Consider the following 14,388-nt stretch of genomic DNA (forward strand, 5'->3'; position numbering starts at 1 on the left):
CGGTCGCTCAGGGATTCGGCCCTCGGGCGCGGGGCCGGCCGCTCGGGGATTCGGGCTTTCCGGCGCGGGGCCAGTCGCCCAGGGATTCGGGCTTCGGGCGCAGGGCCGGCCGCTCAGAGATTCCGGCCCTCGGGGACTGCCGGCAAGGCCGGGATGTCCGCAACCGAGATGATCTGTCTTACGCCGATGAAGCTCCCCGCGACGAACACTCCCGCGTCGTGGGCGTGACGCCCGCGGTGGCTGGCGGAGGCGTCTTCGATCAGCCACGGCGTCAGGTTGAGCTCGAACGCCCCGAGCGCGGTCGCCAGCACGCAGTTTTCCGTGGCGATCCCGCACAGGTAGATGTCCCGCCACCCGCGTCCGGTGATCAGCGCCGCTCCGCCGGGGTCGGCGAACAGGTTGTACCCCTTCTTGTCGATGACGGCCGTCGCCTGCCGCGCGTGCGCCCGCAGCTCGTCGACGATCTCGATCTGCGGCGGCTCCATGCATGCTGTCCAGCCGAGCAGCCGCTCGTACGGCGAGCCGGGATGGTTGACGTAGCGGGTGAACACCACGTCGTTCCCCGCCGACCGCCACCGGGCGACAAGGTCCGCGATGACGGGGACGATATGGGCAGAAACATCGCGAACGAAGTAGTTCTGCATGTCGATGACCACGAGCACGGACTCGCCGGAACGTACCGTCACGCTCCTAGGTTCGGACGTGATGCCCCGGACGCGCCATCACCCGCGCGGCTCGACGGCAGTGTCGTACTCGCCGCCCTTCATCGGGACGCGGCCCGTCAGGCGCGCCGGATCGTGATGTCGCCGTCGTGGCTGCGGGCGCGGATCTCGACCGTCTCGTCGAACCCGTCCGGGCCCTCGCGGGCGTCGAGGGAGTTGAGCAACCTGCCGTTGGCCGTGCTCACGTCGAGGAACGCCGCCGTGCCCTGCCGGATGCCGACCTCGAGGTCGCCGGTCGTGCTCGTCAGGACGACCGAGCCGCGCGCGACCTCGCCGATCCGCACGCTGCCGTGCACGTTCTTCGCCTCGACGCCGCCGTGGGCGCGCTCGACCTGCATGTCGCCGCTGGTGCCGATCAGCCGCAGGCCGCCCGTCACCTCGCCGATGTAGCACTCCCCGTCGTCGTTCCTGATCGACGCGGGGCCGTCCACCTCCTGGATCCTGATCTCGCCGGAGGCGCTGGAGACCTCGGCCCGGCCGGTCGCGCGCTCGACGCCGATCTCGCCGCTGTCGCTGGTCAGCTGGATCGCGCCGGCCTCGTCGAGCCGGATGTCGCCGTGGTCCGTCTGCAGCCGGCAGTCTCCCAGCCGGCCGGTGCAGTGGAACTCACCCGACGTCGTCGAGCCCTGTACGTGCGAGCCCGACGGCAGCTCGATCGTCACGCGTACCGACTCCCCCCAGTCGCCGAACAGGCCGGCCAGCGCTGACAGACCCCACCCCTGGCGCCGCGGGCCTGCTCCGGCGCCCGCAAGGGACTGGGCGGGCTCCTGCTGTGCGCTTCTGACGACCAGCTTGCCGGCCGCGTAGCCGATCTGGACCGCGGCCGCCCCTCCCTCACCGTCGTCGGGCCGGGCGTCGACCACCGTGGTGGCACGGTCGCTCGCGATGATCCTGACCTCGGCGCCGGGCAGGTCGATGCTGACCGAGATCGGCTCGGGTGTGTCGAATGTCGGCATGAAATCCCTCCTCGTGGTTGCGTACGTCCGGGCCTCAGCCGACCCAGCCGGTGTAGCTGCGCCCGCTCGCCGAGCCGCGCCCCGCCGTCCGGCGGCCGCCGGGCTCCAACGTGGCCGCGACGGCACGCACCAGCCAGGTGTTGACCGACAGGCCCTCCCGGCGGGCGGCCTCCTCGACCTGGACCTTCAGGTGCTCAGGGAGCCTGAGGCTGAAGCGGGCCGTGCCGCCTTCCTGGATCTCCACGGGCTGGACACCCGCGCCGGACGGCCCGCCGCCGTCATCGGGCGCGTCCGGCGCGGACGGGTGCTGCGCCGGGGATCGGGTCAGGACGAAGTCGGGATCGCCGCGGCGCAGGCGGACCTCCACCGAACCCGGCGCCAGCTCGCGCGTGATCTCGTCGGCGGCCGCCGACAGGACCTCCAGCAGGATCAGCCGGACGGATGACTCGAGAGGTGAGACAAGTCGCTCGGCGAGGGCGCGCGCGTCCTCGCCGCCTGCTTCCGCGGCGATCGCGAGGTCCCTGTGTAGCCTGTCGACGTACGGCTTGAGATCCATGGCGCCATTATGGCGCCAAAATGACGCCAACGCCAGCGTCGCCGCGTCACGTCGGACTGGGAGCGCTGCCGAGGGTGTCGCGCAGCCGGCTCTTCTGGATCTTGTTCGAGCCGGTGCGGGGCAGGTCGTCCACGATGTCGAGGTACACGGGGAGTTTGTACTTGGCCAGCCGATCGGCCAGGAACGCCCGCAGTTCGCCGATGGTCAGACCGCGCCCGGGGGCGGTGATCACGAATGCCCGGCCGACCTCTCCCCACGTGGCGTCCGGCACGCTGATCACCGCGACCTCGGCGACCGCGGGGTGCTCGTAGACGGCCGCCTCGACCTCGGCCGGGTAGACGTTCTCGCCGCCGGAGATGTACATGTCCTTGACCCGGTCGACGATGTGGAAGTGCCCGTCGGGGTCCACGTACGCGATGTCGCCGGAGTGGAACCACCGGCCCTCGGAGAAGGCCCGCGCGGTGGCGGCGGGGTCGTCCCAGTAGCCGGGGGTCACGTTCGGGCCCTGGATGATCACTTCACCGGGTTCGCCGGGGGCGGCGTCGGTCAGGTCGGGGCGGACACAGCGGACATTGGTGAAGAAGACCGGGACCCCGGCGGATCCGGCCTTGCGTTCGCTCTCGCCCGCCTCCAGGAACGTGGCGCCCGGCGCCGTCTCGGTGAGGCCGTAACCCTGGCAGAAGGTCAGGCCGCGTTCCTGGTAGGTGTGGATCAGAGCGGGTGGGACCGACGCGCCGCCCGCCATCAGGCAGCGTACGGACGACAGGTCGGCGCCCGCCCAGCGGGGCGACCGCGCGAGCGCGGCGAACATCGTGGTCACGCCGAACATCCAGGTGACGCGATGCCCGGCGATGAGGTCGAAGCAGGCGTCCACGTTCCAAGACGGCATGATGACCGAGCAGCCGCCCTTGAGGAACGTGGGCAGCAGGCACTGGTTGAGCGCCGCCACGTGGAACAGCGGCGCGCTGACCAGCATCACCTCGTCGGCGGCGACGTCCACCCCGACCAGGAGGTTGTAGCAGTTCCAGACCAGGTTGCCGTGGGTCAGCGTGGCGCCCTTGGGGCGGCCCGTGGTGCCGGAGGTGTACAGGACGCAGGCCGCGTCGTCGAGGCCGACCGGCACGTCGATGGGCGTGGGGTCGCCGGCGGCGAGCCACTCCTCGTAGTCCGGGCCCAGCGCCACCACCGTGCGTACGGCCTGCCCGAAGGCGTGCTCGGGAGCGTGGACCAGCACCGTCGCCCCGCTGTGGGCCAGCAGGTGGTCGATCTCCGGCGCGGCGAGCCGGAAGTTCAGCGGCACGAAGATGCCGCCGAGCACGTGCGTGGCGAACATCGTCTCCACGAACGCCGGGTGGTTCTGCCCCAGGTAGGCCACCCGGTCCCCTTTGCGCACCCCGGCCGCGCGCAACTGCCCGGCCAGCCGGGTGATGCGGTCGAACACCTCCGCGTACGTCGTCGCGCGGTCGCGGAAGACGAAGGCGGTGCGGTCCGGCGACATCGCGGCCCGCCTGGCCGGCCACCCGCCGAGCCCTGCGTTCAACACCGTCCCGTCACCTCTCAGGCGTAGTGGCGGTAGACGGCACGGGCGACGCAGGCGGGCTTGCCGACGCCGTCGATCTCGACGGCGAAGTCGCAGAGCATCTGGACGCCGTCGCCGGGTACGTCCTCGACCTCGGCGACCTTCGCGGCCAGGCGGACCTTGGCGCCCACGCGCACCGGGGCGGGGAAGCGGACCTTCTCCAGCCCGTAGTTGATGCTCATCTTCACGCCCTGGATGCCGAGCACCTCGTTGAACAGCGGGATGACCAGGGCCAGGGTGAGATAGCCGTGGGCGATGGTGCCGCCGAAGGGGCCGTCCGCGGCCCGCCGGGTGTCCACGTGGATCCATTGGTGGTCGTTCGTGGCGTCCGCGAAGGTGTTCACCCGCTCCTGGGTGATCTCCAGCCAGGAGCTGTGGCCCAGGTCGCGGCCGGCCAGGGCCTTGATCTCCGCGAGTCCGTCAACCGTGATCATGAGGTCTCCTTGTCGAGGCCGAGCAGGCGGGCGGCGTTGTCCTTGAGGATCTTGGGGCGGACCTCGGGCTTGATGTCGAGCTTGGCGAAGTCGGCCAGCCAGCGGTCCGGGGTGATGATGGGATAGTCGGAGCCGAAGAGCACCTTGTCCTTGAGCAGGCTGTTGGCGTACCGGACGAGCTGGGGCGGGAAGTACTTCGGCGACCATCCGGACAGGTCGATGTGGACGTACGGCTTGTGCGTGGCGACGGCGAGCGCCTCGTCCTGCCAGGGGAACGACGGGTGCGCCAGGATGACGCGCAGCTCGGGGAAGTCCACGGCCACGTCGTCGACCAGCATCGGGTTGGAGTACTTGAGCCGGATGCCGCCCCCGCCGGGCACGCCCGCGCCGATGCCGGTCTGCCCGGTGTGGAAGAGGGCGGGCACGCCGAGCTCCTCGATGACCTCGTACAGGGGATAGGCCATCGGGTCGTTCGGGGCGAACCCCTGGATGCTGGGGTGGAACTTGAAGCCGCGCACCCCGTGCCGCTCCACCAGGCGTCGGGCCTCACGCGCCCCCGCCCTGCCCTTGTGCGGGTCGACGCTGGCGAAGGGGATCAGCACGTCGGCGTGTTCGGCGCAGCTCTCGGCGATCTCCTCGTTGGCGATGCGCGGGTGGCCGGTGGCGTGCTCGGCGTCCACGGTGAACACGACCGCGGCCATCTTCCGTTCCCGGTAGTAGGCCGCCATCTGGGGGACGGCAGGGCGCTCGTGCGAGCCGAAGTACTGCTCGGACGCGCCGAACAGCGCCGGGCTCAGCGAGCCGTGGCCGTCCTTGGAGATCTCGGCATGGGTGTGGACGTCGATCGCGACCAGCTCGTCGAGGTTCACCGTCCGGCTCCCTTGGGGGCGGGGATGCCGTAGGTCTCGGGTTCGGCGCCGACGCCCGTGTGCCAGTGCCCGGCGATCGCCTCGGCGCTCCAGCCGCCGTCGGCGTACGCCACCGCCTTCTCCTTCGGGTGCGCCCACAGGGCCAGCCGGTCCCCGCCGACGCCGATCGCCTGCCCGGTGACGCCCTTGGAGTCGTCCGAGGCCAGGTACGTGATCAGCCCGGTCACGTCCTCGACCGTGCCCAGCCCTTCGTCCCTGCGCAGCCAGCCGGGCAACGGCTCCCCGGTGCGCTCGGACTCCTCGATGGCCGGTGCGAACGCCGGGATGGTCTTGGTCATCTCGGTGGCCGCGACCGGGATGACCGCGTTGACCGTGATGTCGGCCTTGGCCAGCTCCATCGCCCACGTCCGGGCCATCGCGACGATGCCGGCCTTGGCCGCGGCGTAGTTGGTCTGGCCGAAGTTGCCGCGCTGGCCGGCCGGCGAGCCGACGAGGATCAGCCGCCCGCCCGTGCCCTGCTCGCGCATCCGCACCGCCGCCGCGCGGGCGCAGGTGAACGTGCCCCGCAGGTGCACGTTCACGACGTCGTCGAAGTCCTCGTCGGACATCTTCCACAGCACCCGGTCGCGCAGGATGCCCGCGTTCGTGATCAGCGCGTCGAGGCGGCCGAGCTCCCGTACGCTCGCCCCGATCAGGTGGTCGGCCGCCGCCGTACCGCCGACCGTGGCAGCCACGCCGACGGCCCGGCCGCCCGCCGCGGTGATCTTCGCCACCGCGGCGTCCACCGCCTCCTGATCGACGTCGTTCACCACCACCGCGGCGCCCGCGGCGGACAGGGCCTCGGCGTAGGCCAGGCCGAGGCCGCGCCCGCTGCCGGTGACGATCGCCACTTTGCCGGTCAGATCCATGTGGGACACCTCTCAGAACGTGATCACGGGGTCGATCGCCTTGCCTCGTGCGGCGCGATCGATGTCGTCGAACGGGCATTGGCCGACCAGTTCCACACCGGCAACCGGTCGGCTTCTCCTCCGGCGGTCGGTCGGCTTCCGTACCGGTGGTCGGTCGGCTTCCGTGCCCTCGGTCGGTCGGCTTCTGCACCGGTGGTTGGCCAGCTTCTGCACCGGTGGTTGGCCGGCTTCCGCACCGGCGGCTGACCGGCTTCCGCACGGGCGGCTAGCCGGCTTCCGCACCGGCAGCCGGCCGGCACGGACGAGCGGGACCACAGCGGGAATCGCGGCCCGCGTCTCGGCCGCACCGGGCGTCGGGGGAACCCGCCGGCACCGAGGATCCGGAAGAGCCAGCCAGCACCCAGGAGTTGGGGGAGCCGGCCGGCGTCGAGGTTCAGGCCGGTCACGCGCCCGCCCCGGGCAGCATGGCGTCCACGTCGAAGGCCGGCTCGGTGCCGGACCTCACGCGCCTGCCCCGGCAGCGTGACGTCGAGGTCGAGGACCGGCTCGGTGCCGACGACGGTGCGCCGACCAGGACGAACGTGCCCCGAGCGGCCGTCACGGTCTCGTCCGCCGCGGGCACGGTGGGGCCACCTGGCCACCACGCTGGCCACCTGGCCAGCGGACGGGTCGATCACGTCGGTACGGCCGCCTTTGGCCGCGTCGACACCGGCCACGTCCGCCACGGCCACGGCCGTCCCTGGCCGCCTCGTGCCCCTGGCCTTCCTCGGGCTCGGGCTCGGGTTCGCTCATGGTCGCGCTTCTCCCTCACGGATACCGCCCGTGGCAGGGCCTCGGAGTGACCCCGGCCACACGACGGAAAGGCCGGGTACGCCGAGGACCAGCCGCCTTCAATTGACAGGAAACCTGTCGATGGGCAGTCTTGTTGCCAACAGGTTTCCTGTCAATGGCCTAGCCTGGATCTCCCCGACGACGACTCAGGAGCAGGTGATGACCGCAACAGCGGAACAGCAGGCGGGAACGGCTGCGGACAAGACGCCGCCGTCGCTGCTCTACATGGTCAAACAGGTGGAGCTCGTCGTCCGCGCACGCCTCGACGACCTGGTGCGGCCGGCCGGCATCACGGTGACGCAGTACACCGCGCTCACCGTGCTGGAGCGGCACGACGGGCTGTCGGCCGCGCAGCTGGCCCGCGACTCGTTCGTCACCGCCCAGTCCGTGGCCGACCTGGTGCGCGCCCTGGAGGAACGCGGGCTCATCCGGCGCGAGCGCAACCCGGCCAACCGCCGTGAGCTGCACATCCTCCTCACCGACGCGGGGCGCGAACTCCTGGCCCGCCTCGCCGAGCCCGTACGCGAGCTCGAGGAGCTCATGATCGCCGACCTGTCCACGCGCCAGGTCCGCCAGCTCCGCCACGCCCTCTCCAAGGCGTGGCGGGCCCTTTTGTGAAGCTCTTCGACGACGGTCACCCGGCGGCGACGGCGTCAACCGTAGGTCTGACCTGAAACCCAGACCTCAGGTGGACGCGGAGGGACGCGTCCCTCCTCAACAATGGCCGGGTGACGTTGGGCATGTCCTTCCCGGAGATCGTCGTGGTGCTGGGCGCCGCGCTGCTGGTGCTCGCTCCCCGGCTCCCGTCGTCCCGTGCCCGCCGGCCGGTCACGATGGGCGCGGCGGCGGTTGTTCTGCTTTCCGCGACGGCGCTGGTCCTGGCCGGGGTTCGCTGGCAGTTCGTCCTGGTTCTCGCGGGCGCGGCCATTCTGCTGTCGTTCAGCCTTCCCGTGCTCCTGGGCCGGGCCGCGTGGCGGGCTCCGTGGTGGCTGGCATTGCCGGGCTGGGCTGCGTGTGTCGGCCTCCTCGCCGCAGGTCCAGTGGCGGTGTGGGCGTTTCCGGTGCCCGATTTCCCCGAGCCGTCGGGCCGGTTCCCGGTCGGCACCCTCGTGCTGGAGTGGACCGATCCGGCGCGTCCGGAGCCCGCGACGCCCGACCCGGATGACCGGCGCACGGTGGTCGTCCAGTTCTGGTACCCGGCGCAGGGGAGTGCCACGGGCACCGCGCGGTCTGTGTATCTCGGCCGTACAGAGCGGGAGGCGCGCGTCGTCTCCGGCGCCGCGGCGGACTACCTCGGGGTGCCCGGCTTCCTGCTCGACGGCGCCTCGACCGCCCGCACCCGCTCGGTGCCGGGTGCCGCCGTGGCCGAGACGGGAGGACGGTTCCCCGTGGTGCTGTTCTCGCCGGGGCTCGGGGGGGTGCGCACCCAGAACACCGCGTGGGCGGAGGAGCTGGCCAGTCTCGGCTACGTCGTGGTAGCCCTCGACCACCCGTACGACTCTGCCGCCGTCGTCCTCGCCGACGGCCGGACGATCCGCACCCGGGTCGCCGCGACCGGCGACGAGCGCGAGGACGAGCGGCGGGCAGCCGGCTGGACGGCGGTGCGCGCCGCCGACCTCAGCTTCGTCCTGACCCAGCTGGGCCGCCTCGACCGAGGCGAGATCGCGGGCCTGTTGACCGGCAGCCTCGATGGAGGTGAGATCGCAGGCAGCTTGACCGGCAGCCTCGACCAAGGTGGGATCGCAGGCGCGTTGACCGGTCGCCTCGACACGGCTCGGGCAGCGGTGACCGGCCACTCGATCGGCGGGGCCGCCGCGTTGCTGGCGGCCCGTCAGGACTCCCGGTTCGCGGCGGTCATCGACCTGGACGGCGCTCCCCACGACCCCGAGCCGCGGCCCTTCCACCAGCCGGTGCTCGCGCTCACCCACCCGGTGGAGCCGGCGGACAACCCGACCTACATTCCCCGCCTCACGCAGGTGCTCGACCTCAGCACCGCCACGAGCTACCGGCTCACCGTCCCGGGGACGGCGCACCTGACGTTCACAGACGCGCCGCTCTACCTTCCGCCTGTGCCCGCACTGGCCGGATCACTGGGCCGTACAGCCGGGCTACGCCTCACAGCCGCCACCAGCGCCGAGTTCCTCGACGCGACCTTACGCGGCAAACCGGGCGATCTCACCGCGCAGCTGTCACCGTACGGCGACCTCACCGTCCACCACGCGGACAGCGAGGTACGATCCGGCGGATAAACGGGCAGCGTTGGACCGACTACCTCGCGGACAGCGAGGTACAAACCGGCGGGTGAACGGGCAACACTGGACCGAGCTCCACGTGGGCAGCGAGGTACGATCCGGCGGGTGAACGGGCAGCGTTGGATCGACTACCTCTACGAGCGGCACCCGCCGGTCCGGCTGCACGCGTGGGCGCGCGAGCTGGCCTACTTCCGCTTCTGCCGCGCGTACGGCGGGCACGCCAACGACGGCGACCAACTGCTGGCCGGGCTGCGCATCGAGAGGCAGGACGACCTCGTGCGGACGCTGTCCGCGCTCGGCGTGCCCGTGACGTGGCTCGGCCCCGGCGACCCGCGGCCGGTTCCCGGCGTCGCCCACACCGCGGCCGAGTTCGCCCGTTTCCCGGTCGCCATGCCGCGCTTCCCCGGGATCGTGCAGCCGGGGCACGTGGAGATCGCCGGGCAACGCGCCCACCTCTGGTCGCACGAGGATCGGCTGGACGTCAGCGTGGCCGACACCGCCGATCCCTACAGCGTCACGGAGGCCGCGGTCGCTTCGGCCAAGGCGATCGAGGCGCTGCTGGCTCCGATCGCGGACCAGGTCGTGGACCCGCCGCAGGACGACAGGAACTGCGTATGCCCCCGCCACTACCCGGACCTCTGGCCCGATCGGCAAGGGTGACGCAACGGCGAGGCACGCCCCCGCTGCCGGACCGGTCAACTGGCGATCCGGGCCGCGCCGGTGAGTCGGTTGGGTGGTGGTGGGGGTCGCGCAAGCGGGGTTGGTCGGGTGGTGGTGGGGTGGTGCTGTCGGGCCCGGTTGGGTGGTGGTGCCGGTCGTGGTGTTGGGCCCGGTCGGGTGGCGGTGCAGGTCGTGCCGCTGGGTTGGTCGGCTGGTGATGCGGGTCGCGGCGGTGGGCCGGTCGAGTGGTACGGGTGAGGGTGGTCGGGTGGTGCTGTGGGATTGGTTGGGTGGCGGTGGGGGTGGTGCTGTCGGGTCCGGTTGGATGGCGATCGGGGTCGTGGTGTCGGGTCCGGTCGATTGGTGGCGCGAGGGGTCGTGCTGTTGGGGCGGTCAGCTGGCGATGCGGGTTGTGCCCGCTCGTTCGTGGAATGTTCGGCGGTAGGTGGTGGGGGATACCCCGACGATTCGGGCGAAGTGTGCTCGTAGGCTGGCTGGTCCGCCGAAGCCGCAGCTGTCGGCGATCCATCCGATCGGCCGGTCGCTGGTTTCCAGGAACTGCTGGGCCCGGCGTACTCGCTGCTGCAGCAGCCAGCGCAGCGGCGACATCCCGAGCGCCTCGGCGAACCGGCGTTCGACGGTGCGCACGCTGACATTGGCCTGGGCGGCCAGGTCGGCGATGGACAGGGGCAGATGCAGTTGCTCGGTGGCCCAGTCCAGCAGGGTGGCCAGCCAGTCGTCGCGGACCACCGGCGAGGCGGGGCGGTGGTACTGGGCCTGCCCGCCGTCCCGGTGGGGCGGGGTGACCAGGCGGCGGGCCAGTTCGGCGGCCACGGCGGCGCCGTGGTCGACCCGTACGACGTGCATGCAGGCGTCGATCCCGGCCACCGTCCCCGCGGAGGTGATCACGTTGGTGTCCTCCACGTAGAGCACGGACGGGTCGACCCGGACGGCGGGATAGCGGCGGCTCAGCTCCTCCGCGTGCAGCCAGTGCGTGGTGGCCCGGCGCCCGTCGAGCACCCCGGCGGCGGCCAGGACGAAGGCGCCGGAACAGATGGACAGGATCCGGATTCCGCGCCGGTACGCCTCCCGGACGACGTCCACCAACTCCGCCGGAGGGTCGTCGTGCACATTCGTGCAGGCCGGGATGACGAGGGTGTCCGTCGAGTCCAGATCCCACCCGCCGCTCACCGGGGCGAGGGTGAATCCCGGGCTCAGCCGCACCGGCGCGTCACCGACCGGGACCGCCGAGAACTGGTACCACGGGTCGGCCAGGTGCGGCCGGTCGACGCCGAAGACCTGACACGGGACGGCTGCTTCGAAGATCGGCATGTCGTCGGTGACGGCCATGACGACGCGATGGGCGCGCATGTCGCGAATCTAGCGCACGTTGACGTACGCGACGGTGGCTCCCGGCGGCACCGTTCAGCAAGATCGGAGGGAGCCTGAACAGCTGAAGGAGACCTGATGACAGAGATCGACGGCCGGTCCGGTCGCGGGAGCGCGAAGCCGGTGGTGGCGGTGTTCGGCGCCTACGGGCACACTGCCCGGTTCGTGACGGCGGAGCTGCTGGAGCGCGGTTGGACGCCGGTATTGTCCGGGCGGGACGCGGTGAAGCTGGAGGCGGCGGCTGCCGCCCACCCCGGCGTGGAGTGGCGGATCGCCTCGGTCGACGACCCGGCCTCGCTCGACCGCGCGATCGCCGGCACGGCAGCGGTGATCAACTGTGCCGGGCCGTTCGGCGACACCGCGCCGCCGCTGATCGAGGCCGCGTTGCGCGCCGGGATCCACTACCTGGACGTCACCGGCGAGACCCTGGTCGCGATGAACACTTTCGACACCTACCGGGACGACCCGCGGGTGAAGGAGGCGGGCATCGTGGTGGCGCCGGTGATGGCGTTCTACGGTGCGCTCGGCGACCTGCTCGCGACCGTCGCGATGGGTGACTGGCCGGCGGCCGACGAGATCTCGATCGCGGTGGCCCTGGACAGCTGGCACCCGACGCGGGGCACCGTGCTGGCCGGGCAGCGCCGGGCCGGGCGGCGGGTGGTCTTCTCGGACCACCATCTGAAGGTGGTCGCGGGCGACGAGCCGCCGCCGAAGGGGACCTGGACGTTCGCCGAACCGTTCGGGAAGCAGGACGTCGTGGGACAGTTCTCCAACGCCGACGTGGTCACCGTCTCCCGCCACCTGGACACCCCGCGGATCGACGCCTTCCTGAACGTCGCCCCGCTGAAGGACCTCGGCGACCCGGAGACCAAGGGACCGCAGGCGGCCGACGCCGACGGGCGATCGGCCCAGGTCTTCCTGGTCGAGGTCGTCGTCCGCCGGGGGGACGAGCGGCGGCGGGTGGCGGCGTGCGGCCGTGACATCTACGCCGTCACCGCACCGATCGTGGTGGAGGCCACCGAGCGGATCCTGACCGGCCGCGGCCGGGCCATCGGGGTCGTCACCGCCGGGGAGCTCTTCGACGCCGAAGACTTCCTGCGGTCCCTCCCGCTGGACGAACTGTCACTGGACGGGCTGTCGCTGGGCGACGAGTGAAACGACCGCGAGCAGGGGGATCCGGGTTCGTGTCTCGGCTTCGAGGTCGGCCTCCTCACGGTGATGGGCAGGGGGTCTGGCTCCGCGTTCGGGCCGCTCGCGATGATGAGCGGGGGAATCGGGTTTGTGCGTCGGCTTCGGGATCGGCCCAATCCGGGTTCGTGTGTCGGCTTCGGGGGCGGCTCCCTCACGGTAACGAGCAGGGATCCGGCTTCGTCGTCGGGCTGGTCACGGTGATGAGCGGGGGATTCGGGTTCGTGTTTCGGCTTCGGGGTCGGGCCGCGCTCCTGGTGATGAGCAGGGGATCCGGGCCGGTCGTGCGAGCCTGCTCATCTCCCGCCGGTTCGGCGCCGCACGGGAAGTGGATCTCATCGCGGTCCTCTCCGACGACGTGATCATTTAACGCCGACGGCACACGGACCTGTCGCCCCCTGCTCAGCCCCAAGCGTTCGGCCATGCGGCGGCTTAGTACAGCCAGCGGTGGGAGCGGACCACGGCAGCCGCGTCGCGGTCGGCTGCCCAGGCGGCGTCGGAGACGCGTACCGCCCGGAAGGCGTCGGCCAGTTCCTCGCCCAGCGCGGACCGGACGCGCTCGTTGGTCAGCAGCGCGCCGAGCTGCTCGTCGACGGTGGTGGGCAGCCGGCGGATGCCGCGTTCGGGCCGCCGCTCGTCGGTCCAGGTGCCGGGGTCCTCCTGCACCGGTTCGGGGGGCGTGAGACCGTCCTCGATGCCGGCGAGGCCCGCGGCGATCACGGTGGCGAGCGCGAGGTAGGGGTTGGCCGAGGCGTCCGACGGCTTGAGCTCGACGTTGGCGTGCGCGGCGCCGAGCAGGGGAGTGGCCGGTACGAGCCGCAGCGCCGCCTCCCGGTTCTCCACGCCCCAGAACGTGTACGCGCCGGACCAGTAACCGGGCCGCAGCCGTTGCAGCGAGGACAGGCTGGGCGCGGTGACGGCCACGACGGCGGGCAGGTCGCGCAGCAGGCCGGCCAGGTAGGCGCCGCCCTCGGCGGTCATGCCCGCGGGCCCGTTGCCGCCGGACAGCAGGTTCGTCCCGGCGCGGTACAGCGAGGTGTGCAGATGCCAGCCGTTGCCCACCTGCCCGAGGGCGACCAACGGGGCGAAGCTCGGGGATGGTTGTGGGCGGCGCTGACGGTGGTCCTCGCGGGCGGCGCCGCCGTCGTCCTCGCCGCACGCCGCAAGCCCCGCCCCGACCGCGTTGATCGCCGATGGGTCGGCGTGCTTCAAGCCTCGTCCTGGCCGTGGTTGATCGTCGACGGATCGGCGTGCTGCAAGCTCCGCCTCGACCGTGGCTGATCGTCGACGGATCCGCGCGCTGCAAGCCCTGCCCCTACTGCGTCTGATCGCCATGGATCGGCGTGCTGTCACCGTTGGCGGCATGCCGATCCGTCGGTGATGATGATCTCTGAAGGAGGCAGCTTGCGCCGTGACATGACTCGGGCAGGTGGGGATCTCGCCGGTGAAAGGGACTTCCGGCGTCTGTGGGCGGGCACGACCGTGAGCCGGCTGGGCTCGGCGGTGAGCATGGTCGCCTTGCCCGTGGTGCCATCACCGTGCTGGACGCCTCGGCTTTCCAGGTCGCCTTGTTATCGGTGATTCAGGCGGTCACAATTGTCGTCGTCGCATTTCCCGCGGGGCGGTATATCGAATTCCGGGCCAAACGCCCGGTCATGATCTGGTCAGATATCGCCAGATGTATTTTGCTGTTCAGCATTCCGATCGCGGCGTTCTTCGGGCTGCTGACATTCGCTCACCTCTGTGTCGCCGCGCTGGGCAACGCCGCCGGCCAGATTGCCTCGTCCGGGGCGGCGCAGGCGCATCTGAAGGCTCTCGTCCCCGCCGAGCGGCTCATGAGCGCCAACAGCCGCCTGGAGTCGACCCGCTGATTGAGCGTGCTGGTCGGCCCGTCCCTGGCCGGTCCGCTCATCGGGGTCCTGTCAGCGGTCGGCGCGTTGATCGTCGACGCCGTGTCGTTCGTCGTGAGCGCCTGGTCGATCCGGTCGCTGCGCACGCCCGAGCCGCCGCCGCCCACGCCCGAGCCGCCGCCCGAGCCGCCCCC

15 protein-coding genes are annotated in these 14,388 nt (G+C 71.6%); 5 read left to right on the forward strand and 10 right to left on the reverse strand.

Annotation, left to right across the window (positions count from 1 at the left end):
* Nucleotides 1-113: 113 nt before the first annotated feature.
* The 8 genes from ACWDX9_RS20190 to ACWDX9_RS20225 all read right to left on the reverse strand — a co-directional run bounded on the left by ACWDX9_RS20190 (nucleotide 114) and on the right by ACWDX9_RS20225 (nucleotide 6,646).
* Nucleotides 114-686, reverse strand: a complete 573-nt coding sequence (locus ACWDX9_RS20190) for a cysteine hydrolase (RefSeq protein ID WP_449955975.1) — start codon at nucleotides 684-686, stop codon at nucleotides 114-116.
* A 95-nt stretch (nucleotides 687-781) separates the two neighbouring features.
* Entirely contained in the window at nucleotides 782-1,678 is an 897-nt protein-coding gene (locus ACWDX9_RS20195) for a DUF4097 family beta strand repeat-containing protein (protein WP_449955978.1), read from the reverse strand.
* Nucleotides 1,679-1,712: 34 nt separating this feature from the next.
* Nucleotides 1,713-2,234: a histidine kinase gene (locus ACWDX9_RS20200; RefSeq protein WP_449955981.1), complete on the reverse strand. Its 522-nt coding sequence runs from the start codon at nucleotides 2,232-2,234 to the stop codon at nucleotides 1,713-1,715.
* A 46-nt stretch (nucleotides 2,235-2,280) separates the two neighbouring features.
* On the reverse strand, nucleotides 2,281-3,777 hold the full coding sequence (locus ACWDX9_RS20205) for an acyl-CoA synthetase (protein WP_449955984.1): 1,497 nt from the start codon (nucleotides 3,775-3,777) through the stop codon (nucleotides 2,281-2,283).
* 14 nt (nucleotides 3,778-3,791) lie between these two features.
* The gene (locus tag ACWDX9_RS20210; RefSeq protein ID WP_350735003.1) at nucleotides 3,792-4,247 is read right to left on the reverse strand and encodes a MaoC family dehydratase; all 456 of its coding nucleotides are present in this window, start codon (nucleotides 4,245-4,247) and stop codon (nucleotides 3,792-3,794) included.
* Nucleotides 4,244-5,116 (reverse strand): amidohydrolase family protein, encoded by an 873-nt coding sequence (locus tag ACWDX9_RS20215; protein ID WP_449955986.1) that lies wholly within the window; start codon nucleotides 5,114-5,116, stop codon nucleotides 4,244-4,246. The genes ACWDX9_RS20210 and ACWDX9_RS20215 overlap by 4 nt, the downstream gene beginning before the upstream one ends.
* Nucleotides 5,113-6,024 (reverse strand): SDR family oxidoreductase, encoded by a 912-nt coding sequence (locus ACWDX9_RS20220; RefSeq protein ID WP_449955989.1) that lies wholly within the window; start codon nucleotides 6,022-6,024, stop codon nucleotides 5,113-5,115. Before ACWDX9_RS20220 ends, ACWDX9_RS20215 begins: the two co-directional genes overlap by 4 nt.
* 442 nt (nucleotides 6,025-6,466) lie before the next feature.
* Nucleotides 6,467-6,646, reverse strand: a complete 180-nt coding sequence (locus ACWDX9_RS20225) for a hypothetical protein (RefSeq protein WP_449955992.1) — start codon at nucleotides 6,644-6,646, stop codon at nucleotides 6,467-6,469.
* Between the two features lie 368 nt (nucleotides 6,647-7,014).
* Here ACWDX9_RS20225 and ACWDX9_RS20230 point away from each other — a divergent pair, with 368 nt between their 5' ends.
* The 3 genes from ACWDX9_RS20230 to ACWDX9_RS20240 all read left to right on the forward strand — a co-directional run bounded on the left by ACWDX9_RS20230 (nucleotide 7,015) and on the right by ACWDX9_RS20240 (nucleotide 9,767).
* Nucleotides 7,015-7,473, forward strand: coding sequence for a MarR family winged helix-turn-helix transcriptional regulator (locus ACWDX9_RS20230; protein ID WP_449955995.1), 459 nt, complete (start codon nucleotides 7,015-7,017; stop codon nucleotides 7,471-7,473).
* A gap of 110 nt (nucleotides 7,474-7,583) precedes the next feature.
* A complete protein-coding gene (locus ACWDX9_RS20235; protein WP_449955998.1) occupies nucleotides 7,584-9,104 on the forward strand; it encodes an alpha/beta hydrolase family protein in 1,521 nt (506 codons plus the stop codon).
* Between the two features lie 108 nt (nucleotides 9,105-9,212).
* A complete protein-coding gene (locus ACWDX9_RS20240) occupies nucleotides 9,213-9,767 on the forward strand; it encodes a hypothetical protein (protein WP_449956001.1) in 555 nt (184 codons plus the stop codon).
* 393 nt (nucleotides 9,768-10,160) lie between these two features.
* On the opposite strand, the gene ACWDX9_RS20245 is transcribed toward ACWDX9_RS20240, so the two are convergent.
* Nucleotides 10,161-11,138 carry a helix-turn-helix domain-containing protein gene (locus ACWDX9_RS20245; protein ID WP_449956004.1) on the reverse strand — a complete coding sequence of 326 codons (978 nt, stop codon included), beginning with the start codon at nucleotides 11,136-11,138 and terminating at the stop codon, nucleotides 10,161-10,163.
* Nucleotides 11,139-11,234: 96 nt separating this feature from the next.
* Between ACWDX9_RS20245 and ACWDX9_RS20250 the strand changes: the two genes are divergently transcribed.
* Nucleotides 11,235-12,311, forward strand: a complete 1,077-nt coding sequence (locus ACWDX9_RS20250; RefSeq protein WP_449956007.1) for a saccharopine dehydrogenase family protein — start codon at nucleotides 11,235-11,237, stop codon at nucleotides 12,309-12,311.
* A 465-nt stretch (nucleotides 12,312-12,776) separates the two neighbouring features.
* Here the strand turns inward: ACWDX9_RS20250 and ACWDX9_RS20255 are convergent, their stop codons facing one another.
* The gene (locus ACWDX9_RS20255; protein ID WP_449956010.1) at nucleotides 12,777-13,556 is read right to left on the reverse strand and encodes a hypothetical protein; all 780 of its coding nucleotides are present in this window, start codon (nucleotides 13,554-13,556) and stop codon (nucleotides 12,777-12,779) included.
* 254 nt (nucleotides 13,557-13,810) lie between these two features.
* Between ACWDX9_RS20255 and ACWDX9_RS20260 the strand changes: the two genes are divergently transcribed.
* Nucleotides 13,811-14,215, forward strand: a complete 405-nt coding sequence (locus ACWDX9_RS20260; RefSeq protein ID WP_449956013.1) for a hypothetical protein — start codon at nucleotides 13,811-13,813, stop codon at nucleotides 14,213-14,215.
* The last annotated feature ends 173 nt before the right edge of the window (nucleotides 14,216-14,388 follow it).

The organism is Nonomuraea sp. NPDC003201, from assembly GCF_053590415.1.